The organism is Faecalibacterium sp. i21-0019-B1 (genome assembly GCF_042852915.1).
GTDB classification, from domain to species: Bacteria; Bacillota; Clostridia; order Oscillospirales; family Ruminococcaceae; genus Faecalibacterium; species Faecalibacterium taiwanense.
Genome location: NZ_AP031425.1, coordinates 1,189,856 through 1,211,259, shown reverse-complemented (window position 1 = coordinate 1,211,259; position 21,404 = coordinate 1,189,856). Strand labels below are relative to the sequence as shown.

39 protein-coding genes are annotated in these 21,404 nt (G+C 57.5%); 2 read left to right on the top strand and 37 right to left on the bottom strand.

The genetic code is table 11. The features are described from left to right. Nucleotides 1-23 precede the first annotated feature (23 nt). From ACGHP1_RS05965 to ACGHP1_RS05785, 37 genes are all read right to left on the bottom strand, one after another. Nucleotides 24-1,724 carry a ParB N-terminal domain-containing protein gene (locus ACGHP1_RS05965; RefSeq protein WP_390556622.1) on the bottom strand — a complete coding sequence of 567 codons (1,701 nt, stop codon included), beginning with the start codon at nt 1,722-1,724 and terminating at the stop codon, nt 24-26. A gap of 80 nt (nt 1,725-1,804) precedes the next feature. Continuing rightward, a complete protein-coding gene (locus ACGHP1_RS05960) occupies nt 1,805-2,410 on the bottom strand; it encodes a hypothetical protein (RefSeq protein WP_156065423.1) in 606 nt (201 codons plus the stop codon). Next, the gene (locus ACGHP1_RS05955; RefSeq protein ID WP_390508350.1) at nt 2,407-3,393 is read right to left on the bottom strand and encodes a DUF5131 family protein; all 987 of its coding nucleotides are present in this window, start codon (nt 3,391-3,393) and stop codon (nt 2,407-2,409) included. Before ACGHP1_RS05955 ends, ACGHP1_RS05960 begins: the two co-directional genes overlap by 4 nt. Further along, the gene (locus ACGHP1_RS05950) at nt 3,390-3,851 is read right to left on the bottom strand and encodes a YopX family protein (protein ID WP_390508347.1); all 462 of its coding nucleotides are present in this window, start codon (nt 3,849-3,851) and stop codon (nt 3,390-3,392) included. Before ACGHP1_RS05950 ends, ACGHP1_RS05955 begins: the two co-directional genes overlap by 4 nt. Further along, entirely contained in the window at nt 3,852-4,067 is a 216-nt protein-coding gene (locus ACGHP1_RS05945) for a hypothetical protein (RefSeq protein ID WP_390508344.1), read from the bottom strand. 30 nt (nt 4,068-4,097) lie between these two features. Then, complete coding sequence (locus ACGHP1_RS05940) at nt 4,098-4,469, bottom strand: hypothetical protein (protein ID WP_390508342.1); 372 nt, start codon at nt 4,467-4,469, stop codon at nt 4,098-4,100. A 14-nt stretch (nt 4,470-4,483) separates the two neighbouring features. Further along, nucleotides 4,484-4,726, bottom strand: a complete 243-nt coding sequence (locus tag ACGHP1_RS05935; RefSeq protein ID WP_390508339.1) for a hypothetical protein — start codon at nt 4,724-4,726, stop codon at nt 4,484-4,486. A 14-nt stretch (nt 4,727-4,740) separates the two neighbouring features. Beyond that, nucleotides 4,741-4,893 carry a hypothetical protein gene (locus ACGHP1_RS05930; RefSeq protein WP_179859685.1) on the bottom strand — a complete coding sequence of 51 codons (153 nt, stop codon included), beginning with the start codon at nt 4,891-4,893 and terminating at the stop codon, nt 4,741-4,743. A gap of 175 nt (nt 4,894-5,068) precedes the next feature. Continuing rightward, a complete protein-coding gene (locus tag ACGHP1_RS05925; RefSeq protein ID WP_390508337.1) occupies nt 5,069-5,242 on the bottom strand; it encodes a hypothetical protein in 174 nt (57 codons plus the stop codon). Beyond that, entirely contained in the window at nt 5,239-6,075 is an 837-nt protein-coding gene (locus ACGHP1_RS05920) for a hypothetical protein (RefSeq protein WP_390508334.1), read from the bottom strand. Before ACGHP1_RS05920 ends, ACGHP1_RS05925 begins: the two co-directional genes overlap by 4 nt. A gap of 90 nt (nt 6,076-6,165) precedes the next feature. Then, on the bottom strand, nt 6,166-6,693 hold the full coding sequence (locus ACGHP1_RS05915) for an HNH endonuclease (protein WP_390508332.1): 528 nt from the start codon (nt 6,691-6,693) through the stop codon (nt 6,166-6,168). After that, nucleotides 6,680-7,168, bottom strand: a complete 489-nt coding sequence (locus ACGHP1_RS05910) for a hypothetical protein (RefSeq protein ID WP_390508330.1) — start codon at nt 7,166-7,168, stop codon at nt 6,680-6,682. Before ACGHP1_RS05910 ends, ACGHP1_RS05915 begins: the two co-directional genes overlap by 14 nt. Then, a complete protein-coding gene (locus tag ACGHP1_RS05905) occupies nt 7,161-7,505 on the bottom strand; it encodes a hypothetical protein (protein ID WP_390508328.1) in 345 nt (114 codons plus the stop codon). Before ACGHP1_RS05905 ends, ACGHP1_RS05910 begins: the two co-directional genes overlap by 8 nt. Continuing rightward, nucleotides 7,502-7,720 carry a hypothetical protein gene (locus ACGHP1_RS05900; protein ID WP_156065437.1) on the bottom strand — a complete coding sequence of 73 codons (219 nt, stop codon included), beginning with the start codon at nt 7,718-7,720 and terminating at the stop codon, nt 7,502-7,504. Before ACGHP1_RS05900 ends, ACGHP1_RS05905 begins: the two co-directional genes overlap by 4 nt. Nucleotides 7,721-7,741: 21 nt before the next feature. After that, nucleotides 7,742-8,452, bottom strand: a complete 711-nt coding sequence (locus tag ACGHP1_RS05895; RefSeq protein ID WP_390508325.1) for a hypothetical protein — start codon at nt 8,450-8,452, stop codon at nt 7,742-7,744. Between the two features lie 10 nt (nt 8,453-8,462). Then, nucleotides 8,463-8,723: a hypothetical protein gene (locus ACGHP1_RS05890; protein ID WP_390508322.1), complete on the bottom strand. Its 261-nt coding sequence runs from the start codon at nt 8,721-8,723 to the stop codon at nt 8,463-8,465. Beyond that, nucleotides 8,720-9,313 carry a Holliday junction resolvase RecU gene (locus ACGHP1_RS05885; protein ID WP_390508320.1) on the bottom strand — a complete coding sequence of 198 codons (594 nt, stop codon included), beginning with the start codon at nt 9,311-9,313 and terminating at the stop codon, nt 8,720-8,722. The genes ACGHP1_RS05890 and ACGHP1_RS05885 overlap by 4 nt, the downstream gene beginning before the upstream one ends. Nucleotides 9,314-9,457: 144 nt before the next feature. Beyond that, nucleotides 9,458-10,447, bottom strand: coding sequence for an ATP-binding protein (locus tag ACGHP1_RS05880; RefSeq protein ID WP_390508318.1), 990 nt, complete (start codon nt 10,445-10,447; stop codon nt 9,458-9,460). Continuing rightward, nucleotides 10,368-11,183, bottom strand: a complete 816-nt coding sequence (locus ACGHP1_RS05875; protein WP_390508315.1) for a DnaD domain protein — start codon at nt 11,181-11,183, stop codon at nt 10,368-10,370. The genes ACGHP1_RS05880 and ACGHP1_RS05875 overlap by 80 nt, the downstream gene beginning before the upstream one ends. Before the next feature lie 20 nt (nt 11,184-11,203). Then, a complete protein-coding gene (locus ACGHP1_RS05870; RefSeq protein ID WP_390508313.1) occupies nt 11,204-11,905 on the bottom strand; it encodes an MBL fold metallo-hydrolase in 702 nt (233 codons plus the stop codon). Continuing rightward, nucleotides 11,906-13,021 carry a recombinase RecT gene (locus tag ACGHP1_RS05865; RefSeq protein ID WP_390508311.1) on the bottom strand — a complete coding sequence of 372 codons (1,116 nt, stop codon included), beginning with the start codon at nt 13,019-13,021 and terminating at the stop codon, nt 11,906-11,908. Between the two features lie 17 nt (nt 13,022-13,038). Beyond that, nucleotides 13,039-13,386: a hypothetical protein gene (locus ACGHP1_RS05860; protein ID WP_390508309.1), complete on the bottom strand. Its 348-nt coding sequence runs from the start codon at nt 13,384-13,386 to the stop codon at nt 13,039-13,041. Next, nucleotides 13,376-13,591, bottom strand: coding sequence for a hypothetical protein (locus ACGHP1_RS05855; protein WP_242914548.1), 216 nt, complete (start codon nt 13,589-13,591; stop codon nt 13,376-13,378). Before ACGHP1_RS05855 ends, ACGHP1_RS05860 begins: the two co-directional genes overlap by 11 nt. Then, nucleotides 13,588-13,848, bottom strand: a complete 261-nt coding sequence (locus tag ACGHP1_RS05850; RefSeq protein ID WP_390508306.1) for a hypothetical protein — start codon at nt 13,846-13,848, stop codon at nt 13,588-13,590. Before ACGHP1_RS05850 ends, ACGHP1_RS05855 begins: the two co-directional genes overlap by 4 nt. Continuing rightward, nucleotides 13,845-15,809 (bottom strand): AAA family ATPase, encoded by a 1,965-nt coding sequence (locus tag ACGHP1_RS05845; RefSeq protein ID WP_390508304.1) that lies wholly within the window; start codon nt 15,807-15,809, stop codon nt 13,845-13,847. The genes ACGHP1_RS05850 and ACGHP1_RS05845 overlap by 4 nt, the downstream gene beginning before the upstream one ends. 63 nt (nt 15,810-15,872) lie before the next feature. Further along, on the bottom strand, nt 15,873-16,109 hold the full coding sequence (locus ACGHP1_RS05840) for a hypothetical protein (RefSeq protein WP_156069258.1): 237 nt from the start codon (nt 16,107-16,109) through the stop codon (nt 15,873-15,875). Next, complete coding sequence (locus tag ACGHP1_RS05835; RefSeq protein ID WP_242699862.1) at nt 16,106-16,303, bottom strand: hypothetical protein; 198 nt, start codon at nt 16,301-16,303, stop codon at nt 16,106-16,108. The genes ACGHP1_RS05840 and ACGHP1_RS05835 overlap by 4 nt, the downstream gene beginning before the upstream one ends. Then, nucleotides 16,290-16,793: an XRE family transcriptional regulator gene (locus ACGHP1_RS05830; RefSeq protein ID WP_390508301.1), complete on the bottom strand. Its 504-nt coding sequence runs from the start codon at nt 16,791-16,793 to the stop codon at nt 16,290-16,292. The genes ACGHP1_RS05835 and ACGHP1_RS05830 overlap by 14 nt, the downstream gene beginning before the upstream one ends. 28 nt (nt 16,794-16,821) lie before the next feature. Continuing rightward, entirely contained in the window at nt 16,822-17,466 is a 645-nt protein-coding gene (locus tag ACGHP1_RS05825) for an HNH endonuclease (RefSeq protein ID WP_390508299.1), read from the bottom strand. Next, a complete protein-coding gene (locus tag ACGHP1_RS05820; RefSeq protein ID WP_242914536.1) occupies nt 17,457-17,609 on the bottom strand; it encodes a hypothetical protein in 153 nt (50 codons plus the stop codon). Before ACGHP1_RS05820 ends, ACGHP1_RS05825 begins: the two co-directional genes overlap by 10 nt. Beyond that, entirely contained in the window at nt 17,606-17,860 is a 255-nt protein-coding gene (locus ACGHP1_RS05815; RefSeq protein ID WP_390508297.1) for a hypothetical protein, read from the bottom strand. Before ACGHP1_RS05815 ends, ACGHP1_RS05820 begins: the two co-directional genes overlap by 4 nt. Continuing rightward, nucleotides 17,848-18,132, bottom strand: a complete 285-nt coding sequence (locus tag ACGHP1_RS05810) for a hypothetical protein (protein WP_390508295.1) — start codon at nt 18,130-18,132, stop codon at nt 17,848-17,850. Before ACGHP1_RS05810 ends, ACGHP1_RS05815 begins: the two co-directional genes overlap by 13 nt. Beyond that, nucleotides 18,129-18,422: a hypothetical protein gene (locus tag ACGHP1_RS05805; RefSeq protein ID WP_390508293.1), complete on the bottom strand. Its 294-nt coding sequence runs from the start codon at nt 18,420-18,422 to the stop codon at nt 18,129-18,131. Before ACGHP1_RS05805 ends, ACGHP1_RS05810 begins: the two co-directional genes overlap by 4 nt. Before the next feature lie 2 nt (nt 18,423-18,424). After that, nucleotides 18,425-18,691 (bottom strand): hypothetical protein, encoded by a 267-nt coding sequence (locus ACGHP1_RS05800; RefSeq protein ID WP_242914529.1) that lies wholly within the window; start codon nt 18,689-18,691, stop codon nt 18,425-18,427. Continuing rightward, nucleotides 18,688-18,909 carry a hypothetical protein gene (locus tag ACGHP1_RS05795; RefSeq protein ID WP_390508290.1) on the bottom strand — a complete coding sequence of 74 codons (222 nt, stop codon included), beginning with the start codon at nt 18,907-18,909 and terminating at the stop codon, nt 18,688-18,690. Before ACGHP1_RS05795 ends, ACGHP1_RS05800 begins: the two co-directional genes overlap by 4 nt. Beyond that, entirely contained in the window at nt 18,899-19,642 is a 744-nt protein-coding gene (locus ACGHP1_RS05790; protein WP_390508288.1) for a cell envelope integrity protein TolA, read from the bottom strand. Before ACGHP1_RS05790 ends, ACGHP1_RS05795 begins: the two co-directional genes overlap by 11 nt. Nucleotides 19,643-19,667: 25 nt before the next feature. After that, nucleotides 19,668-19,868, bottom strand: a complete 201-nt coding sequence (locus ACGHP1_RS05785; protein ID WP_156065480.1) for a helix-turn-helix transcriptional regulator — start codon at nt 19,866-19,868, stop codon at nt 19,668-19,670. A gap of 164 nt (nt 19,869-20,032) precedes the next feature. Here ACGHP1_RS05785 and ACGHP1_RS05780 point away from each other — a divergent pair, with 164 nt between their 5' ends. Next, nucleotides 20,033-20,440, top strand: a complete 408-nt coding sequence (locus ACGHP1_RS05780) for a helix-turn-helix domain-containing protein (RefSeq protein WP_390508286.1) — start codon at nt 20,033-20,035, stop codon at nt 20,438-20,440. 30 nt (nt 20,441-20,470) lie between these two features. Beyond that, nucleotides 20,471-21,367 carry a hypothetical protein gene (locus tag ACGHP1_RS05775; RefSeq protein WP_390508284.1) on the top strand — a complete coding sequence of 299 codons (897 nt, stop codon included), beginning with the start codon at nt 20,471-20,473 and terminating at the stop codon, nt 21,365-21,367. Nucleotides 21,368-21,404 lie beyond the last annotated feature (37 nt).

Below are 21,404 nucleotides of genomic sequence, written 5' to 3'. Positions count from 1 at the left end.
TTGTTCCCGGGCCTCCTGCGCTGTTATTCGTCCCCGGTATCTTCTCCGAGAATTTCTTTTAATAGGGCCGTGTTGTCGTACTGGTCGGCTTCCTCTGCGGTTTCCGGCGTTCCGATGATCTCCGCGGCCTTCTTCGGATCGCCCTTGGTGAAAACCAGGACTTTTTCGTGGTTCACGCCAAGTTTTCCCGCTCCGGCTTTCAGATAGTCGTTTATGTCCTCTGTGTATTCCTGCGAGTCTCCCGTGCGGAAGGCTGCGCTTTGGGCAGGGTCGCCGTTGCAGAATACAAGGACGTTCTGGTGGTCTTTTCCCATCTTCCGGCTGTGTTCAAACTGCTTGCCCACGCGGATTGCCAGTCCTCCGGCCGTGTTTACCAGAATCGCTTCGTTGTAAAGCATCAGGCCCACGTCCTGGAAGGCGTCGATGGTGTCAGAAATGAAATTGCGGTAAAAGCCCTTCTTGTCCCGAAGGTCGCTCACCACAATAACGGCAAAGCTGTTAGGTTTCAGCATAGCGGTTGCCCGGCGGATCACATTGCGGTAAAGCTGCAAGAACTCGGGGTAATCCTTGTTTGAAAGGTCCTCGAGCTTGTCGCTGTACACTTCAAGATCCGCGTAGGGCGGACAAGTGAAAAAGAGGTCATATTCTCCCGGCGCCAGCTCGTCAATGTTGGAACTGTCGCCGTTTATCCAGGTGGGCGGTATCACCTCGGGCGCATCGTCCAGGACGCTAATGTGGGAGATTTCTTCCCAGTTGTTCACGTTGGCCTCAATCTGGCGGCTGCTTAAATCGCAGCCGGTGTATTTCCGGCCGGTAAGGGCCGCCACCACGCCGCGGACGCTGCCGCCTGCAAAGGGGTCAATAATCGCACCGCCCTGCGGGCAAAACCAGCGGTATGCCAGCTCACAAAGGACCGGGTCAAAAATGGAAGTGGCGCTGTACGCCATGGCATCCGGGAAAAGCTCTGCGAACTCCTCCCAGCTTATTTTCTGCCCGATTTTCTCCTCATAGGCGTTCTTGGCCTTATAGGCACCCGGCGGCTGGCTGCTTATGTTATAAGTCAAGCCCGCCTTCGTGTTGTCGTCGTCAGCACCGCGGCCGACTTCGGAACGAATACCGAGGCGCTTCCAAGCCTTCTTCCTCTCGGCCCATACGCCGCCTCTGGAATCCAGGACGGTGAAGGGCGGAATAAGGAATCTTTCGCCCAGGGTCAGGCGCGCGGCCTGCTCCTCGGCTTCCCTGTCGGGCTGGCTGCCCGCGATCATGTCCTCGATCTGCTCCGTCGTAAAGCCGGACAACTCCGGGTCCAGGTCGTCGGTGTTCTCTTTGAGCTCGGCCAGAATCCCGGCTATGGCGTCCTGGTCCAGGACAGCAAGCTCGGCGATTCGGTTGTCTGCGACAAGGTCCGCCATTTCGGCGCTGTCGTTGTCGTAGTCCTGCCACTCAACAGGGGCGTACTGGCTGCCTGCCTCGTAGCCTGCAAGGCGCCGGGCGTGGCCGCGTACAATGTAGCCGCTGCGCCTGCTCACGGTGATGGGGGCTCGCCACCCCTGTTCCCCGATTATGTGGGCCAGCATCATCACTTGCGCCTCCGGGTGCCGGTTAGGGTTCCGGGGGTTCGGTTTCAGACTGTCGATTTCCACGATCTCGTCATACGCGCAGTATACTTTGAAGCCGTCAGGCGTCACCTCGCGGGGGGGGGGTGCCGTTATAGGTTTTTTCATTCATCCTCAAGCCTCCATGCTAGTATTATATATCTTTCAAAGTGCCCTGTCAGTGCCCAATTTGTGCACCCTGGTGCACGTTAGGCAGCCTTTACGGCGTCAATGCCGAAAAACAAGGCGGTAAGCGGCTGAATCGCTGCATTGATGTCCTTGTATACGGTGCGCCGCTCGATGCCAAAAGTGCCCGCGATTTCCTGTACACTTTTTTTGGGCTCCCGGATGTAGGTTTCCATGACCACCTCGTAGCGCCTCACGTCCTCCTCTGTGCCGTTCTGCTGGCACCAAACGCGGTAGAGGTCCAACATCTTCTCAATGTGGGCCAGAATAATCAACGTGCGCTCCTGGCTGCGCTTGATGCTCTCAATATAAAGGCTGTCGTCCCGGGTGTAGCTTTCCAGGCCGTCCAAGATGCTTGCCGCGCTCTCCTTCTCCTTGGCCTGCTTGGCGTTGTAGATGGCACCTGCGGTGTGCCGCTTCAAAAGCCGGTAGTTTTTCAGCAGGAGCCGGGTGTTATGGAGGCGCCGGTCGGTGCGTTCCTTGGCCTCCTTCTGGTGCTCCTCCTCAATGTGTGCGGCTGCTGCGCTCACGCCTGCGGCAACGCCGGTGCGGATCGCGGTCTGCATAAGGGTCTGGCCCATGTTGGCAATACGAGTGCCCAGGGCGCCCATGTTCTCGCGGCTGTTCATTCTGCATCGTCCTTTCTTCTCGGGCACCAGTCGGGGGACTGGCGGTTTCCTCTGGTGGGGATGTGGCGGGCGCCTCCGTCCTCGTAGCCTTCGGCCGTCCATCCAATGGCGCAGTCTTTCCGGGTGCCTCTCTGGCCCTTCTGGGTCTTAATACAGTGCTCGCACTCTGCGCAGTGCGGCGTGGGGCGGTCTTTAGGGTGTTTGAGCGCATCCGGCAAGGCCTGGGCGGGTTCTCCACCAATCACAGCGCGGATCTCCTCGCTGTCCTTGATCCACAGCGGAACGCCTGACCTTCGTGCTGCGGCTGCCAGTTCTTCCAGCCAGCCTTCTTCTGGGGTGATTTTCCCTGCCCGGTGGCCGGTTTCGGCTCCCGCAATGATCCAATCAACCTTCCGGGCAGCGTCCTCGTCGGCAATGCCCAGGGGTTTAAGCATGGGTTCGTAGCTCACGAAGGTGTGGTGGTATTCGCTCCACCAAAAGCTGTTTTCCGGGCCTGTTATGCTGCTGCCATACCAGAAGTTCGGAAGCTCCGGCAGCTTTCCCGCTGCTGCAAGGGTCTGGTAGCGGCCCGGGTTCTTTGTCAGGAATAAGTAATTGTGCTGGGGTGCTGCCTTGCAGGCCTCAAAAACAGCCTCGATCCATTTATCGGGAATCCAGTCACCGAAAAGGTCCGCCATGCTGCAAACAAAAATATTTGCAGGCTTCTTTTTCTTCGCCGGGTCGCCCAGGCGGTATTTGTGGAAGGTCGGGGCGAAACCGGCCGGGAACGGAAGAACGGCGCCGGTGTAGTTCTTGAAGGGCTGTTCCAGAACGTAAAGCCCGGCAGCTTCGGTTTTAAGCTGCTCGCTCGTCATGTTCATGCGAATGTTTCCGGCAAAGCGGGTGGCCTGGCGCTGCGCATAGCAGTATTCACATCCAAAATTGCAGCCGGTGACGGGGTTCCATGAAAAATCGCACCAATCGATTGCGCTCTTGTTCATCATTTTTGTGTGTTCTCTCCCTGTTTCAAAAGGTCCGGGTTGTCGTAAATGTTGCCCACGATTTCGTCCGGGTATGCGATCTGGCAGGCGTACCAGGGGCGATCTACCGGGAAGGCTCTAAAAGCACTCCGCTTTTTGTCGTACTTCACCACGGCCAGACCAATGGGCAGGGGCGTTTTGTGGTGAATCTTCAAAATATCGCCCTCGAAAATGTCCCGGGCGCGCTTGTCCAGGATACCGGTAGCCTGCCCCACGGTTTCAGGGTTCACGCGGCCGTATTTGCCCACAACGTTTTTGCCGGGGCGGATAATACAGATTCCCTTGCTGTCAACGTTCAGGTTCCCGCTGGCCCATTCACCACTTTTCAGCTTCCCACGGAAAAGAATCCGGCGCGGCAGCTCCCGGGTTTCAGGCTCGCGGCTTTCTTTGGCTGCTAAGCCGAAAAAATCAAAGTCTTCCATTTATCTGTACTCCTTCCCGCTCGTTTTGTCGCGCAGCGGTATGCGTCCGATAATCTCAAAGCCCGCAAGCTCTGCCGTCTGGCGCAGAATCGGCACCAGGGCCGAAACCACAGTAAGGCGGGCGGCGTCCAGCCGCTTTTCCTCCCTGCGCATATTCTCCCAGGCGGTGCCTGGTGTGGGGTCGCTGTAATGTTCGCTGTTTCTGCCCATGTCCATGCGTGGGTCCTCCTTTTCATCGCTCATTCATCAATCACCGCCTTGTTTCAACGGCTCGAACTTGCTCCATGCAATCGGCGGCCAGAAACGGCCGTCGTTGTAGGTGATGCAGAACGGGACCTCCGGGGTGTCGGTGTATTCTGTGCGGGTGTGGTAGTTGCCGTAGGCGTCCACGGTCAAAACCGGGTGTTCCAGGGGTGGCAGGGCCTTTTTGACGTCCATCCATACGCCAGCGGGCAGGGTTTCAAATTCTTCCACGGTCATGCGGCGGAAGTCAGGCGCGGGCCCGTCCAGAAGGCGGAAGCCCTCATGGCCCGGTTTTGGCTTCTTATACGGCCAGTGCGGGAAGCGCTCGTGGAGGTCGATTGTCCAAGCCTTAAAAATGGATTCTTTCTCGATCATGGGCGTGCCTTCTCTCAAATGTTCAGGTGAAGCGGCTGGCCTGTCGCAAGCTGCCGATGGATAAATTCTCTTTCAAGGCAGTTGTTCACCATGACCAGAGCTTGCAGTTCACCGGGCAAAATCTTGCCGTCAATGTAAAGCCGTTCCATTTCCGGCTGCCGTGCGTGGAGCTCTCGAAGGGCTGCTTCTGCGTTCTCCCATTCGGTCAGGTCGTACAACTCTCCGAGTGCCTTGTCAAATTCGCTTTTTTCGGGCATTGTCGCCGCCTCCTTCAAGTCAAAATGCAAACAAAAAACGGAAAGGCAAGAATCTGCAAAAAGTCCGCGTTCCCGGTTTTCAGGATGCAGGCAACGGCCACAGCAGCAGACGCCAGCCAGGCGGCAGCCTTCCAAATACCTTCACTACTCATTTTTTCTTCTCCCATTCCCTGTTCCAGGCTTTCACAGTCGGCGCATAGTGGCCGCACGAAACGCATATAACGCCGTGCAGGCTGCCAAGCCAGGCAAGAATCCGGGGTGTTGTGCAGCCGTAGGGCTTCCCGTGCGCCAGGAAGTTGCTTCCGCATTTCGGGCAGGGGTGGACAAGAACGGTTTTCTTTTTCATGTGTGTTCCTTTCTCTTGTACTGCGCGTTCCACGCCTCCACGCTCTCCGCGTGGAATTTGCACAGGGCGCAGAAGATTTCTTTCGGGCCGCCGTCTGCGGGCGTCGCCTCAATAATCAGCGGGCTGCCACACTTTGGGCAGGGCGTGGGAATAACGGAGTTCTTTTTCACGGTTTCCCCTCCTGCTCGGTCAGGCGGTAAAGCCAGCGTGCCATTTTCGGCTCTGCATACTCGCCGCACTCGCTCATAAACTCGTGGTAGTTCTGCGGGTCTTGCTCTGTAAGGGCATCAATGGAGTTCATAACGTCGCCGATTTCCTTTTTCAGGTCCTCCCAGCACTCTTCTAAGGTCTTCGGCGTCGGGTTCTTGCCATCAATTTTGCGGCGCAGCTTCGACGCAGCCGCGGAAGCCTCCGCCAGTTCTTCCGCAAGCTGGCCCAAAATTTCAGGCTTCGGCAGAATGTCGGAGATCTTCTTTTTCGGGTAAAGCCTGCCCAGTGTGGCCTTTACCTGTTCCTGGAGCTCCTTGTGGCACTCGCCAGGGCCCACCACATAGCACCAGCTTTGCGGCGGTCTGTTAAGCTGCAAGGCGCAATTCCCGCAGCAGTTCCCGTTTGCAGGGTGTTCAATGTGCATTGCACAGCCGCCGTTATTGCACCAGCGCAAGGCGTTTTCGCAGCGAAGGTGAAAAGCCGCCAGGTCAAGTGGTGTTTTATACGTCTTCAACGCGGTAATGTGCCAAGCATAGCCTTTGCCGTGCGTGTATTTCCAGATCTGGTCCCGGTCCATGCAGGCCTGGGCTTCCAGGTCGTCCGGTGCATGGTTCAGCGGGGCGATTTCATACACGCGATCACAGGTAAACTCCCCAATGACGGTCCCATCCAGCCGCATCAAGCCTCCGTCAGGCTCTAGCCGGAATCCAGCGTTTTGCCCTTTTGTGCAATAAATAAAGCACTTAAAGGGCTGGCCCTGGAAGTCCTTCGGGAAGCTCTTGCGGATCTCCATGGTCTTTTCTCCGCGAAAAATCTTTTGGCACCACTCCGGGCGGATGCTCAAAAGAACGGCTGTTTCTTCCATGTTCATTTTTTCGCCTCCTCAAAAATCCCAATCGTCAGGAACGTACAAACGGCACTCTCCATCCCCGTTGTTGCTGGTCGGTTTATCAAATGGGCAGCCCGGGCAGCCTTTCCTGGCCGCCAAACGGCAATGGCAAAGATCCATCAAATAATGGGCCATATCTTCCGGGCTCATTATGGCAGCTCCGGGGCTGGTTTTTGCCTCCTCGGTTTCAAAGAAAAACTCAATCGGCTTTTCGTTTTCAACGACGTTCCCATAAGCCACGCCAATTTTATAAATATAGTCGCCGCGCAGCTTGCGGGGGATCTCGGCAATATACCGGCGAAACACTTCCAAGGAATTTGCGCGCTTGTAGTGGTTGCACATCCGGCAGGCGGGCATAAGGTTTGAAATATCATCTGCCGCGCCGTCCGCTTCGTCCCACACCCGCAGCGGTCGGAAATGATCGACCTGCATATCCTTGTAGGCAATCACCCTGCCGCAATACGCGCAGCGGCCGCCGTACTTTTGGTATACCGCCTCGCGGATCTTCTTACTGATTGCCATTCTGCGCCGCCTCCTCCGGGGGTAAGGGCATCCAGCCCACCACGGGGCAGTCTATCTTGTTATTGTAAACGTCGTCCGGGTTGAAGTGGCGGTATTCCCACCAGCCTTCCGGGATTCGGTAGTCGTCCCGCTCCTCGTCGTATGTTCCCCAATCGGAAAGATCTTCCCAATTCCATTCGCTGTCCTCGGAGAAAACATTGCCGTTTTCGTAGTGCGCCGTTGTAATACCCAGATAGCCATTGCACCGGTACAAAACCAGCACTTCGGTTTCCACCTTCGGAGGGTCCTTGTCGGGGTCGCGCCAGGCGGGAATCATCTTTTGGGGGTCAATCACCAGCAGTTTTTTCAATTCCTCGATTTCGTCCTCTGCCGCCTCCTCAACCGTCAAAACTTCCGTTGCACCTTTCAGGTCTTCCAGCTCGTTTTTGAGATCTTCCAGGAGCGGGCCAATATCAACGATTCTTTTTTCAGCCATTTTCTTTTCCTCCGAATCTATCCCAGCCCATCGGGCTGCCATAAAGCGGGCAAAGCGCGCCTTTGTTGCCTTTGTCGAAGATGCAGTTCTCGCCGCAGCATCCTGTTTTCCGGCGCTTTTCACAGTAGAGCCGAACGGTTTCCGCAGCCGCCATGGCCTCCTGGTCTTCGTCCGCTCGGTCCCCTCCCTTCCCGCCGGTTGTCAATTCGTCCAGCGCGTCAATGACGCGCAGAACGGTTTCGGCTGCCTCATGGCGGCCTTGCAGCTCGTAGCCTCCGGCAGCGCCAAGAAGAAGGCGGCGGAAGGAATCGGCTCCAACAAATACGTTCTCGCTCATTTTCGTTCCTCCCGTGCCTTCCGAAGGCACTTCATTTTGTAGGCAGTTGCCTGGTAGCCCTGCCAGCGGTCGGAAAACCATTGCTGCCAGATCGCGCAGCCCGGGAAGGTCTTGCGGTCTCCACCTTTGCCCACAGTAATGCTCGTGCAGCCAGCGGAGGCACATTTAAGGCAAGGGCTGTCCGCCGGGCGCGGGAGGTTGTCTGTGCTGCTCATTGTGTGTTCTCTCCTTTCGCCTTATTTCCGGCCTCTGCGGGCCTTTGGGGGCTCGCTGTTCATGGGCTGGTATCTGTTCTTATTCTCGTTCCATTCAAGCGCCACCGGAGCCTCACAGTTCAGGCAAGGCATATCAAACGCGGCATCCTGGATGTTCGTATGGTAGCGGTAAGCGCTGCCGCACTCGCACCAGATCTTGACCTGGCGCATATTTTTGAGCTCCGTTTTCCCGCCGCACTCCCGGCAGTAGCACGAAGAAATGGGCGTTTTTGCGCAGAATCCGCGTTCCTGGCCGCACTTCTCGCAACGTACATACAAGAAACCCGTGAACTTTGCCGCAGTGGGCGCCTCCGGGGCTCTGTGGGCGCTTTCGGTGGGCAGCGTAGGTTTCACCATGGCGGGAATGTTCGGCCGCTGTACAATGCGTTCTTTATGCGGTGCGGGGCGCTGGAACGTCTTCGGTTCAAATGGCAGCCGGTCCACCACTTCCTTCACGGAATCCTCCACAGCCTTTGCCATGGTCTTTTCCAGCGGTTCTTTCTGCGTCTGCCGGGCGGCCGCTGCTTCTTTCTTTTTCAGCTCGCCGAGGATTTCCACGGCCAAGTCGTCCAGCGTTTCCCGCTCTGCGGCCGTGTGGCCCGGGTCGCCAAATGCGGCGCCCGCTTCATAGCAGGCCCGGCGCAGGACGCGCAGTTCTTCAACGTTGAAGGCTTCAAAACGTACTTTTTCCATGTGTTTCTCCTTAAAGCCAGGCTTCCACAATGCTGTCGTCCGGTGCTGCCGGAAGGCGGCTCATTTCGGCCGGAATTGCCTTTCGTAAGTCTTCCAGGGTATCTTCCAGGACCATGTATTGGGTACTCTCCGGGACGCTCATGTCCCAAAGGCGGGCAACAAAGCGCCGCGGGTAGTCGTCCTGGTTTGCCGTCACGATAATAACGGGGATCGCGGCCTGCTCCGTCAGCTTCGCATACTCGAAACGGGCTAAATAAATATCGTCACTCATTCCAGAACTCCTTCCAGCTTTTCAATGGTTTCCAGGTACGGCAGGCCAGTGCGGCCGCCGAGGTGAACTTCCCAGGCCGGAAGAAAATCTTCCGGGGCTGCGCTCGCCATGGGCGGCGGCGTCCAGGTCTGGCCGTAGGCCGTCACGGTGGGCGGTGTGCGTTTCCGCTCGGTCGTTCCTCTCTGGGCGGCCCATGCGGTCCTGGCTGCTCGCCAGAAGGGCCAGGGAACGGCAAAGAAGCGGAGAAGGTTGAAGCTAACCAGGATCATGCCCACCGCTTTGTCGGTCGTCCAGGCGTCCAGGAAGGCCGCCTGGTGGGGCTGCACCGCGTCAAAATCAATTCGGCCGGTGTGGGTCTGCTTTGCTTCTACCGCAACAGGGGTGCCATTGTAGCGTCCCAGGAAGTCAACGCAAGATTTATGCTCCACCTTGCAGCTCTTGATCTGGCCGGTGCTGTCGCGTATCGGTAGGAACTCGGTCGGAACTTTGTAGACCACAGCTTTGCCGCTGCGAGTGTATAGGTCGTTCACCTGGATAACGAAGTCTTCAAAGTCACGGCCGCGGTTTGCGAATGTGTTGTAACCTCTCATGCTGTCCTCCCTGGGCTTTAATTTTCTTCTGCCACTCACAGAGGGGGCAGACGTAGGTTTTACCGCCGCCTTTTGTTATGCGGCTCACGTTCCAGCGATTCCCGCAGGTCTTACAGATCCGGTAGCACCGGCCATTCTCTGCGCTCATTTCGCCCTCCACGAAGGGCCGTCAAGGGGAACTGCAAGGCACATTTCCCGGAGGCGGTCAATCATCTTTTGGGCGTTCCGTTCGCTGCATCCGGCCGGGGTCAGGCTCCGGGTCAGTTCTTCGGTGCCGCAGTTGGTCGTTACGATCACCGGCATATAGGCTTCATAGCGGGCGTTTACGATGGTGAATATCATGGATGAAGTCCACTCCGTCGCGGCCTCGCTGCCCAGGTCGTCAATAATCAGCAGCGGGGTTTCGGTATAGAGCTTCAAAATGTCCGCTTCGTCGCCCTGGCCGTTGTAGGTCCGGCGCACGTTCGCCAGAAGGTCGATCATGGTCATGCACAGCGCCGGGGTGCCGTTTCGGATCAGCTCGTTTGCCACAGCTGCGGCCAGGTGTGTTTTGCCGGTGCCATAACCTCCCACCAAGAAAAGGCCGTTGCGTTCCTGCTGCGGGGGCACTGCCTCGCCGTCCTTACCCTTGCCGGGAAGCATCTGCGCTTTGAAGGCTGCCGCATACTCCTTGCAGGCGGTATAGGCCTTCTGGTTTTCCGGCGTCACCTGGAAGCGGTCAAAGGTCCGGTTCTGGAATCGGGCGCCCATGCCGCTGTCGCCCAGCAGCCGGTTTATACGCCGGTTGAAGGCTGCGGCGGCCTCTGCTGCCGCCTTTGCCTCCTCTGCGGCCTTGTTCTTGGCCTCTGCTCTCTCCCAGTAGGCTTGCGCCCTGGGGCAGTTGCAGCGCTCCGGCTGCGAATCCCAGCCAAAAACGCGGGTCTTGGAAATGGCCGGAAGAAGGAAACCTCTATATTGCAGGGTTTTGCCGCAGAATTTACAGTGTTCCGGCTCCGGGGCCGGTTTGTCCATCTTGTAGCCGCGACGGATTGCCTCGTCTGCCAGGATGGAGGTTTCACGCGGTGTGGAATCCTGCGAGGTCTTGGGTTGCCGGGATTGCGTCCCGCTGGCGATCATATCGCCCAGCTTTTCCATTTCGTGCTTCCTCCTTTGTCCATTTATCTGCATCCACGGCCGCGTCCAGGTCCTTCACTCCCTTGTCCCTATACCGGGCCAGAACGCCGCGGACGTATTTCCAGTTCGGGGCTTTGTTCCTCTGGGCGATCTCCATTGCGTGGATCACCACGTCAGCGCCGAAGTCCGCGACCGCCTGGGTCAGGTCTTCAAGCTCCCAGCGTGGCGGCGTTGGGTTGATGTTGTTCAAGTAAAATTGTCCAGCCCTGGCCAGTTCCGGGTCCGTTCGCGGTTCCGTTCTCTGCGGTGGCTGCGGGGCTACGACAAGCGGTTTTTGTGCTGGTGCAGAAACTTTGTTTGCTTCTGCCCTGGCGGCCTCTGCGGCCTTCTCTGCCCGCTTTCGCTCTTTGAATCTCCGTTGCCGTTCTCGTGCTGCCTCCCGGCGGGCTTCCGCTTCGATCTGTCCTGTGTTTTCGGCCCAATCATGGAGCCGGAAACCGTCTGGTGCTTCGTCTATGTAACCGGCATCTATCATGGCCGCCAGAAAGTCGGCCGGTTCGCCTGCCCACCCGGAAACCTCTGCGATTTCCGTCGGCGTCATTCCCGCCAGGCTGCCGTCCTTGGTGCTGCTTGCGGCCCATACCCAGAGCATTGTAAGATGGCCGACCGCCTGGGCGACGCCTATCCCCAGCAGGCCTTTAAGGCGCAGCGTTTTTCGGTGCGTCAAGGTCCCCTGTTCAATTTTTACCCCGGCCATGTCGTCCTCCATCGTAGAAATTAACAAACGTACACTTCCGCGCCGGTAAGGCGCTGAATCCGGCGTTTCATTTCGGCCTCGTCCGAATTTTCAGCCGAAAGGTGCACGAGGTAGATTTGTTTCAGCCGCGAAAGGTCGTTTGCCTCCAAAAATTCAACCAGGTGTTGGAGGCTCATGTGGCTGTGCATCAACCGAGCGGCCCGAACTGTTGGCAGCGTGTCTTCCGCAAGGTTTTCTTGCACTCGTTCCCGGGTGTAGTTGCACTCTCCGAGTATGTGGGTAATGCCCGAAAATCTGTATTTCAGGTAATAGGTATCTGTGAAATACAGCAGCTTTTCTCCGGTCGCCGTAGATTCCAGAAGAAATCCTTGCGAATCCGGCGCATCGTGTTCCACATCGAAAGGCAAAACCAGAAACGTGCCAACCGTCAACTGTTCAAGCGGCCGCGTAATGTGCAGCCTGTGGCCTTCCAGGCGGCAGGCTTCTGCGGTGCCCTGGCCCGTGTAAACGTCCACGCCGTAGCGCAGAAGGTCTTTTGCGGCTTTGCTGTGGTCTCCGTGGCAGTGCGTAATAAAGCAGCCTCCCAGCTCCCGCACACGGAATCCGCATCCTATCTGGATTGCCTTCATCGGGATGCCAGCATCAAGCAGCAGCGGGGTTTTGCCGTCGGATATCCAATAGGCGTTTCCGCTGCTGCCGCTGGCAATGGGCCGAATGTCCACTTAAAAATCCGGCTCCGCAACGTCCCACTGTGCCGGGGCTGCTTTCCGGCTGGTGGGCTTTGCCGCGGGCGCCGCCTGGGGTTCCAGAACTTCGCCGGTGCTGGCATCGACCTGGATCGTCTTCTTGGACTCCGGCAGGCTTGCGGGCGCTGCGGGCTGCGGCGCGGTGTCGATCAGAACGGTGTTGGCCTGTTCCTGGATCTCAGCCTCCGCCTGGATCTCGGCATAGGCAATCTCTCTGGCCTTCATCACGCGGTAATCTTCGTCCAGCTTTTCGGGGTCGCGTACAATGTGCTTTGCGCTGAAAACCTCGCGGATCAGGGTCTTGCGGCACATTTCGTCCAGCCAGCCTTCCACGGTGGTGTCTTCCTTCTTGCCGGTCTCCTTGTTGTAAACCTGCTTCGTACCGCCCCAGAACTCGGCGCTTGCGTACTTGGGCATACGCTTGCGAATGGCAGCCATGGGCATAACAATAAGCTCGTTCTGTGTCGGGTCGTCGTATTCGAGGTAGCCAAAGCCGCCCACAATGTCGCCGCGGTCGAAGGGATTCGTGATCTCGAACTCGTAGGACGCAACCGGGTGGCGGCTGTCCTTCGGGTGCGGAGCAAACTTGTCATTGCTGTAAACAAGTTCGATTGTGTCCGCCTTGGGCTTGTACAGCGCATATTTCATGGCAACGTAGCGGATACCGTTATAGCCGGGCATCAGGGTCACGTCGTACAGGTTCGTTTTGTTGTTCTTGTACGGGATCGGGAACAACATATTCTCGCACTGCATATCCAGGCCCATGCGGGCATAGCGTACCAGGTCCATTGCCAGGTCCTGGAGATTGACGAACTTCCACGTTACGGGGATGGTTTCGTCCCACTTGTGGTCCCGGTTCTTGGCGTTCTTCGCCACGCGGGCCTCCTCTGCTACGGCCAGGGCGCGGTCGATCTGGATAAAGTATCCCTGGATAAGGCGGCGCTGGAACTCCGTTACTGCAATCTGGCTGCCGGTGTTACTGGCAAACTGGGCCAGCACCTTTTTGGTAAAGCGGGTGCCGATGCTCTCGGTGGCTGTTTCTGCAACCGCGTTTTCGGCCGCGGGGGTCATTGCTGTGTTTTCTGCGTTCATGTGTGTTCCTCCATTTTTTATTTCTTGCTGGCCGCGTAGAAATCTACGGGCGGCAGCTTTACAACTTTTTCGATTTGCTCTGCCATCTGGGCGGCCGCCGGGTCCTGGTAAGAAAGGCTCGCCGCAATGTGGGTATAAAGCACAATCAACATTGCGGTATCTGCCAGCGGGTATGGCCCCAGGGCCTCCGCCGTGCAGTTGAAGTAATGCGCAAAGCCTTCCAGAAGCACCCGCAGGCCTTCTTCCGGCTTGTGTTGCTCCACGGTCAGCTCAACGGCCCGCGGCAGATACTGTGAAGTTTCCGGGGCCGCCTTGGGTTCCTCCGGCTTCTTCCAGTGCGTGCGGAACGGAAAATTATTTTTCATGTGTGTTCTCCTCTTTGTCGCCCAGGACGTCAAAAACCGTTACCTGGTTCGGGTCCGGCATTTCCCGAAGAGCCTTCATGCGGCAAACGTGGCCGATGCCGTTTCTCACGCCCTCTTTGCTGGTCAGCAGACCGCCGCAGCGGCGGCAGCGGCAAGCCTGGATCATAAACGTGCCGGGCTCCTGGTCTTTGTCCTTGGCGCTCATTTCTTCCCTCCCGGAAACGGAATTACAACCGTGGTGATGTGCTTCAAAATGTCGTCTTCCAGTTCCGGGCCATTCGCAGGCAAAACGCCGCGGATGCCGTCGTGAACGGATTTCATAGCCGCAAGGAAAATGGGTATACCCTCGGACGGAAAGGTCCTGATAAGGCTCTTGAACTGCTGGCTGTAAAAATTCAATCCCTGCTGCATCACGTTTTCGGTCGGGTTCTCGTAAACCTTCCGCATAAAAGATTCGTTCATTTGTCTACCTCCACGCGCAGGCTCTCGTCTTCTGCGCTCACGACCAGGCGGATCACCTGGGAATCAACAGGGAGAAGTTCGGTCACGCTCTCGGCGTTGTCTACCACAATAGGCAGCCGGACGCCGTAGTGGTGGGAAAGCGTGGCGATGATTTCCAGGCCAGCATTTACCACGGCCGCCTTGTTTGCGGTCGAATACGGCACCATGGCGCCGCCCTCGCCGGGCACCAGAACTTCGCAGCAGTCAGCGACGCCGCCGTTTGTCTGCTCCCGGAAAAGCTGGAAGCTCACAGACTTGAACTTGCTGTTGATCCGCTCGGTCAGAAGGGCCACTTTGGTTTTTACGAAAACTTCACACAGGTAAACGCCCTGCTCGGTCTTCTCGTATTCCGCAGCCAGGCTCTTTTCCTCGGCTTCAAGTTCCGCAATGCGCTGGCGCTGGCGCTGCGCTGCCTCTGCCTGGCTCTGCATATAGCGGATCTGGCGGCAGTTGTTCATAGCTGCCTGCTGGTGCTCGTTCACTTCGCGGAGGGCTGTGCTCTGCTTCTGCTCGGCCGCCTCGATCTGGCCGAAAATCGTCTGGATAGTCTTCGCAATGGCCTGGCCGCGGTCAGTTTCGGAGAAGTCCGGGCGGGGTGGCTCTGCCTTGATGGTCTCTTTGCGAGAGGTGTAAATTTCATCGGCGCGGGCCTCGGCTGCCGCTGCCTTTTCTTCGAGGGCCGCAATGTCCTGTTCAAGCTGGGCAATGGCTTCCTTGCTGGCTTCCTTCTTGCCCTTGGTGTTGATGGCTTCCAGCTTGGCGGACCGGCGCTGGAGGAAGTCTGCGCGGAGCTCCTCCACCTTTTCTTCCGGCAAGGCCTGGCCACAGGTCGGGCAGATCTCGCGGTGCTCGTCCCAGGTTTCTGCCGCTGCTTCCTTGTACTCGGCCAGAATGGCCTCCCGGCGGGCCTTCATGTGTTCCAGGTCTGCTTTCTTGCGCCGGGCATCCGCGGTGGCGTTGGCAGCTTCCGTCTTGGCTTCCATCAGTTCGGTTTCTGCCTTCTCCTGTGCCTTGCGGTGCTCGGCGCGGGCCTCGCTGCCCTCCTCGATGTACTCGGCTTTTGCCGCTGCATAGTCCGCCTTGGCGTTCGCCAGGGAGCTGCGGAGTTCCGAAGTATCACCGGCCAGAATTGCCCGCTTTTCCTCTGCAATTTTGGTTTCCTCGGCCTCCGCTGCGGCCAGCTTGGCCGCCAGGTCTTCTAGCGTCGGGAGATCCTTGTCAATGGCGCGGCTTGCCTCGTCAATGCGGTTCGGAATGGCCTCGATCTTCTTGTTCAGGTCGGTTTTCTTGGCGGCAGCGATTTTTCTGTACTCGTCCACCTTATAGAGGCGGGTCGTACTGCCGGGCATTTTAAGGAACTCGGGAAGCCCTGCCAGCTCCGGGGTGCTGGCGATCACGTCGGCGTCGGAAACGTCGCCGCAAATGTCCAGCAGAATTTCCCGGCGCTTCTGCCAGTCCATAACGGAGGGGAAGTAGTCGGGCATGGTCAGCAACTTCATGGTTTCTTCGCCGCTGCAATACTCCTGGACGGCCGCCATGTACTCTTTTTCCTTGCAAGGGACGCCGTTGATCTGGTAGTCAATGGTATTCCCGGAGTACTCCTCTGCGGCGCTGCCACGCTTGCGCTTCCATACCTCGCGGAAAACCTTTTTCAAGGTCACGGTCTGGCCGTCGTCCAGCCGGAAGGTGCCGGTTGCGCTGTGTTCCAGGTTGTGCAAATCCCCGTTGGGTCCCTTTGTCTTTGGGTCCCAGTTCTTCGCCCAGGTGCTCGGCTTGCCAAAAAGCAGCCATGTGATGGCGTTGAAAATGGTAGTTTTTCCGCTGGCGTTCCGGCCGTAAATGCTGGCGCTGTGGCCGTCCAACTGGATTTCCTCATGCTTCAAGCCCTGGAAGTTTTCAAGGCTCAACGTCAAAAGTTCCATTGTGTGTCCTCCTTGATTTTTCGCAAAAATCGTGATAAACTGTTGGTGTGTGTTCTGGGGTCGTCAATTTTTGGCGGCCCCTCTCTTTATTGTCCAGGCTGAAAACGTCGCTTCGCGGATGTACTCCGCTGCAAGCTGCGCCATATAGCCGGGCCGCTCTCTGCATCCGTCGTACCCGCAGAACTCTGCGATATGGCGGATTTTTCTTTTGGCCTTCTCCCAGGCTTCCGTCCATGCGGAATCGCTCACAGGGCGGCCGAGAATCGCGCTGGTGCGCTCTCTGGTTTCTTCTTCGCTCATAAGCCGCACCGCTGCATGAAATAGCTGCGAGGAACGCGGCCCCGGGGCACTTCGTATCCCTTGGCGCGGAGCTCGTTGTTAAACTTCTGGATGGTGTGGTAGGCGGTAGACTTGGAAACGCTCAAAATCTCCATTGCCTCGTCCACCCGCACCATTTTGGAAGGCTCCCGGGTGCTTTTCTTACTTCTTGCCATTGTAGGCCTCTCCTTTCAAATTCTTCTTGATCCAAAGCTGCATTGCCTCCGCTGTGCTGGCAACGTTCTTCATGTAGGCCAGGATCTCGCCCATCTTCACATCCTCGCCGGGGTCCACGCGGCCGTCCCGGGCAATAGAAATAATGGCGGCGCTAACTTTGTCTGCGCCCTGCAATGCGGCAAGCGCCTGCATCATAACGCGGTCGAACTCCTGCAAGGCGCAGGGCTTCACGTTCTGGCGGCCAATCGGGCAGCACGTCGAACAATAGAAATTCAAAAGCTGCGGGGCGTCGTAGGCATCGGCCAGAAGCATAACTTCTTCCGGGTATGGGGTGATGCTGTCCAGCTCTATGCGAGCCAGGCGGGTGCGGTCAATGCCCGTTTCGTCTGCTGCACCTTCGCGGCTGCTGAAGCGGTCGTTGACCTTCGCAGCCTCCATTCGTGCCAAATAGAACGGGCTGTTTGCCGCTTTCGTGGCGGGTTTGCTCATGTGTTCCAACCTCTTTTCGTGGTAAAATTTAAGTAGCGGGCCAGTTCTTCGGGGCAAATGGGCGGCCTTCTTGCCAGGCAAGCGCCCGAAGGTCCTCTTTAGCCTTTCTTACGCCCACGGTGTTGTCCCAGGCGTAATAGTTGCCGTCCGGAGCTAGGATGTGCCGTTTACATTTGCCGTTGCATCGGTCAATAATGGCCTGGTAGCTGAAATAGTTCTGTTTGGCCGCCTGCCTGGCACTGGAATAGCATTCCAGCAGCTCGCCGGTGGCGCTGAATTTCAGCACCGGCCGCCGGGTGCTATCCGCGCCGGTCATGCGGCCTATTTCTTCCGGGGTGCGGAAAACCAGGTTCCAAACGGAGTTGTCCGCCGGGTTGCCGTTCTTGTGAAAAATCGCCATCCCGGGAGGAACTGGCCCCAGAAAGGTTTCTGCCACGACTTTTGCGGCGGAAATCTCCTTCCTGTGCCCTTCCAGATCTGTGAGGTGCACAAAGCGTTTTGCGCTCTCCCTGGCATTTCCGTGGGGCTTTTTCTTGAACTGGGCCATAATGGTGCGGCCTCCGTTCTGGCGTCTCTGGCCGTGCCAGAAGGTGTTTGCAATGCGGCCCATGTCGCTTGCCTGGTACTTGCCGCCATAGCCTGGCACGTCCCGCCAGGTTTCACTTACGGCCACTGGTCTTCCTCCTTCCAGCGGTCTTCTTCCGGGCGGCTCCGCCGGTCCTTGCAGTCTGCGCACCGGGCGGCGGAAACCATGCCAAGCACGAAGAAACCGCCGCAGGCACCAGCTACCAGGCCGCCAACAAACAAAAGAATCACTGTTTTTCGCCTTCTTTGGCTTTCTCTCGGTTTTCCCGGATGGTCCTTGCAACGCCCCTGGAAAGCAGTGCGCCGAACTCCTGGGCCACTTTGTCGGGGTCTGCGTCGTCCTTCACGGTGCCCACGATCACGGCTTTGGCGGCTTCCAGAAGAAACGTTACAAGCTCGCCGCTGTCCCGGATTCCGTCTTCCAGCGGCGGGGTGTAGAAACTGAACTCGGCTTCTCTCTCGGTGATCGTTACCCTTCGCACGGTTCCGCCTCCTTTTTCCCTGCTTTCTCCTCCGCCCGGCGCTCCCGTTCGTCCCGGATGTCCTGGACAAGGTAGCTGGTAAACGCCTTCGTGAAGGACGCTGCCGCCTCCTGCGGGTCCGCGTCGTCCTTGGTCACGGCCGCGATCAGGCCGGAAGTTGCCCGGAACAAAAACAAGATTGCCCTCCACGGGTCCTGTGCAACTTCGCCGGTCATTTCAAAAGAAATGCTCTCGTCCTTGTCCACAATGCGGATGCTCTCAAATTCTTTCATGCGTATTCCTCCGGGGCCCCTCTGGACCTCCACACGCCGTAGCTCAAAGGCTCCCGCCCTGCGGCCCGGCGCTGCTCGTTGTATTTCTTCAAGGCTTCCAGGTCGTCGTCCAGGTTTCGCGGCTTCGGCTGTGCAGCCTCCGCGGCTCTCCTGGCTCGCTCTGCCTCGTTCGCCCTACGAACGGATTCCCGGTTATGGCCCACACGGCAGGCGGCGCAGCGCTTTGTATTGCTCGGCACATCAACCATAACCGTGCCGCAGTCTGCACATTTCACCGTTGTGTGAAACATATTCACCCCGCCTTCCGCTTCGCGCTGGGCTTTACGGTGCCCTTCTGGGCCTTGTGGATCTTGCTCTGCTTCTCCTCCATGTCCTGCACTGCAAAGCTCACACGGGCCAGCAGCACAGCCAGAAGCAGGAAGCCCAGGGAAACCATAAACGTGCTGGTGTTGGTTTCGCCGGTCGTTTCAAAGTTCCCGGCAAAGCCAAGGCCAAAGAACAGGCCCAGGCCGCCGCACACGACCGCGATCTTCTGCAAGGTAATGGACTTGATTTTCATTTTGCTTCCTCCTGTTGTCTTATGGTCACGCCCTCCGGGTCAACGGTAATCACCGCGCCCAGCCCGGCGGCCAGCTTCATAACGGTGCCCAGCTGGGCCCGTTCAAGTTCTGCGCCCGGCCGGGTCAGTTTGAAGATTGCCCCCATGGAAAGCCCTGCGGCTTCGCACAGCTTCGTCAAGGAAAGGCCGCGCAGTATGCGGAGCTCGTCAATCGTCATTTTCCGAGCCTCCAATGTTTCCCAGCGCACCCAGCAGGCGCAGCGCATCAACCTGGGCCTTGCGGTACTTGTGGAAGTTCTTTGCACTGTTGGACGCGCCAACGGGGACGGAGTTTTCAACCTCTGCCGCCATCCGGTCCGCGTAGTAAAGTGCTTCTTTGGCGGCTTCGTCGGCCTGCTTCCGCAGCATAATGGTAAGTTCTGCGGCAACGTTGTCCGGGAGGATCTTTCCCTTCGCCTTTTCCAGGGCAATTTTGTCCTCTGCGGCCTCTTTCCTGGCCTGGCCCTCCATCCGCCGGGCATTCTGCAATTCAGCTTCAAGCTCTGCAATGCGCTGGCCCTGGGCGTTCACCTTTTCGGTCAGGCTCTTGCGGGTATTCTCGTGGGCCTTGCGCTCAGACTGCAAACGGCCCTTCATGCTGACCGAGAAATCGCTGTCGATGTTCTTCTCGGCATCTGCAATACAGCCGTCAAAGGCCGTTGCGCAATAGCTGTCCGGGCCAAGGGCATCCAGAATGTTCTTGATTCGGCCCAAATACTCGCGTTCGGTGTCTTTGGAAACGCCTGCATTTGTCTGGATCTGCTGCACCGTGCAGTCATCCAGCTTTTCGGCTCCGTAGATTTTCCCCTGGATAAACGCTTCTTTGAAAGCAGCGTCCACGTTAATTTCGTAGACCTTCGACTTGTGTTTCACGCCGTTGGCGCCCTTCACGTTGATTTCGTACAGGTTCATTGTGTGTTCCTCCCTCCGTGTTTCGTTACGAAACACTAGAATCTAAAAAAATATCGTCGTTCTGGCAACCGACGGCCTTTTTGATTCTCACTGCTACATCGAACGAGGGATTTTTAACGCCCCTTTCGATGTTGGTGTAAGCCGAACGGCTGATACCCGCTTTCTGGGCCACTTCTTCCTGCGTCAGGTTGCGTTCGATCCGAGCGTTCAGCAGTGCCTTTCTCATTTTCTCGCCCTCCTTTCGTGTTTCGTTTGGAAACAATGCCATTATAGTTTCGTTTGGAAACATTGTCAAGTGGTTTTTGGGATTTTTGTTTCTTTTGGTGTCAATATGTTTACATAGGAAACATAGGGCGTTAAAATGTTTCTATACGAAAGAAGGAGGGCGTCATGTTCAGCGAACGACTAAAAAAGCTCCGCATGGAAAAAGGCATCACGCAAAAAGAACTCGCGGATCGACTGCACATTTCCAGGTCAACCATTGCGGGGTATGAATCGCTCGGAAAAGAACCAGACGGCGAAAAACTCTGCGCCCTGGCTGATTTTTTTGGGGTGTCCGTTGATTATCTTCTCGGCGGTACGGACAGCCGCGAACTTACAAGCCCAACGCCAGCGGCCGCCCAGCGCCCGGCGGAGGCCGCAATCGCCGGGGAGCTCAGTTCCCTGTCTGATCGGCAGCTCGACCGGCTCTTGGGGTATATTCAGGCGTTGAAGGAGCTGCCGGAAGGCGCCGCATCGCAGAACACGTCCATTGTGGAGAAGAACGCCTCAAGCGAGAACTCCTCCGCTGCGGGCTGATTTGGTTTTGGAAATGAAAGGGGGCTGCTCATGGCAGCGCATCGGTATCCGCACAAAATGAACGAACGTGAACGGCAGATGAAAGCCAGGCGGAGCAGGTTTGTTTCCCGTGGGTATCGCTCCGCCGGGCGGATGGTCACTTTCGGGCTGCTGCAAAGCCTTCACGGCTTTTCCCTGCTCGGCTTTCTAAAAAGCGTGGTCGTGGCAGCTCTCACCATTGCAGCCGTGTGCTTGTTCTTCGCCTATCTGCCAATGCTGGGCGTCCTCGCTCTGATCGCGGCCGTAGTGGTCGCCGTCGCACTCGTCCGGCGGCGCAAGCAGCAGGGCCCGGTGGAAGATCTTCCCGCCCAGGGCTCCCAGGCCGGGCCTGCGGCAGATGAAGCGCAGCGGCACGAACTTCTGCGGCACATGGAAATTTTGAAGGACTGCGAAGAACTGGTGAACTCCTCCAACAACTTTTCCACCGTGCTTTCCCGGTACGATCTCCTTTTGCAGGAGCTTTCCTACTTTGCCGCCTTTGAAGAAATCGGGCCGGATTATCTGCCCTCTTACGGTATCAACTTCAAAACGCCCGCCTCTGAACTCTGGAAGCGGTATTTTGATAACATGGCCGAATATCTGAATGCGGCCGTTGACAGAATCCTGGACGCAGAAATAGAAAAGGCCCTTGCGCTCAAAACCGCCGCCGGGCAAGAAAAGCACATGGCCGCATGGGTGGATAAGCTACAAGAACTGGAAGGTGTACCGGCCGGAACTCTGCAATACATCAACGGGCTGCCCGTGGCCGCTGCTCTCCGGGAGCCGAAGGTTTCCGTTTCCTGTCCCTGTGGCAATGAATTTCAGGGGCGGCCACACGCTCACAAGGGCTTCGTCCTCGTTTGCCCAAAGTGCGGCCAAAAGCTCCGCGCCAATACTTCAAAACCGTAACGCCTGCGATCCGCTTCAAAAAGGCAACGCCCACCAG

What these genes read in the sequence shown, in the direction of transcription:
- ACGHP1_RS05965 (WP_390556622.1), bottom strand. Translation starts at nt 1,724, where the DNA reads ATGAAAAAACCTATAACGGCACCCCCCCCCCGCGAGGTGACGCCTGAC.
- ACGHP1_RS05960 (WP_156065423.1), bottom strand. Translation starts at nt 2,410, where the DNA reads ATGAACAGCCGCGAGAACATGGGCGCCCTGGGCACTCGTATTGCCAAC.
- ACGHP1_RS05955 (WP_390508350.1), bottom strand. Translation starts at nt 3,393, where the DNA reads ATGATGAACAAGAGCGCAATCGATTGGTGCGATTTTTCATGGAACCCC.
- ACGHP1_RS05950 (WP_390508347.1), bottom strand. Translation starts at nt 3,851, where the DNA reads ATGGAAGACTTTGATTTTTTCGGCTTAGCAGCCAAAGAAAGCCGCGAG.
- ACGHP1_RS05945 (WP_390508344.1), bottom strand. Translation starts at nt 4,067, where the DNA reads ATGGACATGGGCAGAAACAGCGAACATTACAGCGACCCCACACCAGGC.
- ACGHP1_RS05940 (WP_390508342.1), bottom strand. Translation starts at nt 4,469, where the DNA reads ATGATCGAGAAAGAATCCATTTTTAAGGCTTGGACAATCGACCTCCAC.
- ACGHP1_RS05935 (WP_390508339.1), bottom strand. Translation starts at nt 4,726, where the DNA reads ATGCCCGAAAAAAGCGAATTTGACAAGGCACTCGGAGAGTTGTACGAC.
- ACGHP1_RS05930 (WP_179859685.1), bottom strand. Translation starts at nt 4,893, where the DNA reads ATGGGAGAAGAAAAAATGAGTAGTGAAGGTATTTGGAAGGCTGCCGCC.
- ACGHP1_RS05920 (WP_390508334.1), bottom strand. Translation starts at nt 6,075, where the DNA reads ATGGAGATCCGCAAGAGCTTCCCGAAGGACTTCCAGGGCCAGCCCTTT.
- ACGHP1_RS05915 (WP_390508332.1), bottom strand. Translation starts at nt 6,693, where the DNA reads ATGGCAATCAGTAAGAAGATCCGCGAGGCGGTATACCAAAAGTACGGC.
- ACGHP1_RS05910 (WP_390508330.1), bottom strand. Translation starts at nt 7,168, where the DNA reads ATGGCTGAAAAAAGAATCGTTGATATTGGCCCGCTCCTGGAAGATCTC.
- ACGHP1_RS05905 (WP_390508328.1), bottom strand. Translation starts at nt 7,505, where the DNA reads ATGAGCGAGAACGTATTTGTTGGAGCCGATTCCTTCCGCCGCCTTCTT.
- ACGHP1_RS05900 (WP_156065437.1), bottom strand. Translation starts at nt 7,720, where the DNA reads ATGAGCAGCACAGACAACCTCCCGCGCCCGGCGGACAGCCCTTGCCTT.
- ACGHP1_RS05895 (WP_390508325.1), bottom strand. Translation starts at nt 8,452, where the DNA reads ATGGAAAAAGTACGTTTTGAAGCCTTCAACGTTGAAGAACTGCGCGTC.
- ACGHP1_RS05890 (WP_390508322.1), bottom strand. Translation starts at nt 8,723, where the DNA reads ATGAGTGACGATATTTATTTAGCCCGTTTCGAGTATGCGAAGCTGACG.
- ACGHP1_RS05885 (WP_390508320.1), bottom strand. Translation starts at nt 9,313, where the DNA reads ATGAGAGGTTACAACACATTCGCAAACCGCGGCCGTGACTTTGAAGAC.
- ACGHP1_RS05880 (WP_390508318.1), bottom strand. Translation starts at nt 10,447, where the DNA reads ATGGAAAAGCTGGGCGATATGATCGCCAGCGGGACGCAATCCCGGCAA.
- ACGHP1_RS05875 (WP_390508315.1), bottom strand. Translation starts at nt 11,183, where the DNA reads ATGGCCGGGGTAAAAATTGAACAGGGGACCTTGACGCACCGAAAAACG.
- ACGHP1_RS05865 (WP_390508311.1), bottom strand. Translation starts at nt 13,021, where the DNA reads ATGAACGCAGAAAACACAGCAATGACCCCCGCGGCCGAAAACGCGGTT.
- ACGHP1_RS05860 (WP_390508309.1), bottom strand. Translation starts at nt 13,386, where the DNA reads ATGAAAAATAATTTTCCGTTCCGCACGCACTGGAAGAAGCCGGAGGAA.
- ACGHP1_RS05855 (WP_242914548.1), bottom strand. Translation starts at nt 13,591, where the DNA reads ATGAGCGCCAAGGACAAAGACCAGGAGCCCGGCACGTTTATGATCCAG.
- ACGHP1_RS05850 (WP_390508306.1), bottom strand. Translation starts at nt 13,848, where the DNA reads ATGAACGAATCTTTTATGCGGAAGGTTTACGAGAACCCGACCGAAAAC.
- ACGHP1_RS05845 (WP_390508304.1), bottom strand. Translation starts at nt 15,809, where the DNA reads ATGGAACTTTTGACGTTGAGCCTTGAAAACTTCCAGGGCTTGAAGCAT.
- ACGHP1_RS05840 (WP_156069258.1), bottom strand. Translation starts at nt 16,109, where the DNA reads ATGAGCGAAGAAGAAACCAGAGAGCGCACCAGCGCGATTCTCGGCCGC.
- ACGHP1_RS05835 (WP_242699862.1), bottom strand. Translation starts at nt 16,303, where the DNA reads ATGGCAAGAAGTAAGAAAAGCACCCGGGAGCCTTCCAAAATGGTGCGG.
- ACGHP1_RS05830 (WP_390508301.1), bottom strand. Translation starts at nt 16,793, where the DNA reads ATGAGCAAACCCGCCACGAAAGCGGCAAACAGCCCGTTCTATTTGGCA.
- ACGHP1_RS05810 (WP_390508295.1), bottom strand. Translation starts at nt 18,132, where the DNA reads ATGAAAGAATTTGAGAGCATCCGCATTGTGGACAAGGACGAGAGCATT.
- ACGHP1_RS05805 (WP_390508293.1), bottom strand. Translation starts at nt 18,422, where the DNA reads ATGTTTCACACAACGGTGAAATGTGCAGACTGCGGCACGGTTATGGTT.
- ACGHP1_RS05800 (WP_242914529.1), bottom strand. Translation starts at nt 18,691, where the DNA reads ATGAAAATCAAGTCCATTACCTTGCAGAAGATCGCGGTCGTGTGCGGC.
- ACGHP1_RS05795 (WP_390508290.1), bottom strand. Translation starts at nt 18,909, where the DNA reads ATGACGATTGACGAGCTCCGCATACTGCGCGGCCTTTCCTTGACGAAG.
- ACGHP1_RS05790 (WP_390508288.1), bottom strand. Translation starts at nt 19,642, where the DNA reads ATGAACCTGTACGAAATCAACGTGAAGGGCGCCAACGGCGTGAAACAC.
- ACGHP1_RS05785 (WP_156065480.1), bottom strand. Translation starts at nt 19,868, where the DNA reads ATGAGAAAGGCACTGCTGAACGCTCGGATCGAACGCAACCTGACGCAG.
- ACGHP1_RS05780 (WP_390508286.1), top strand. Translation starts at nt 20,033, where the DNA reads ATGTTCAGCGAACGACTAAAAAAGCTCCGCATGGAAAAAGGCATCACG.
- ACGHP1_RS05775 (WP_390508284.1), top strand. Translation starts at nt 20,471, where the DNA reads ATGGCAGCGCATCGGTATCCGCACAAAATGAACGAACGTGAACGGCAG.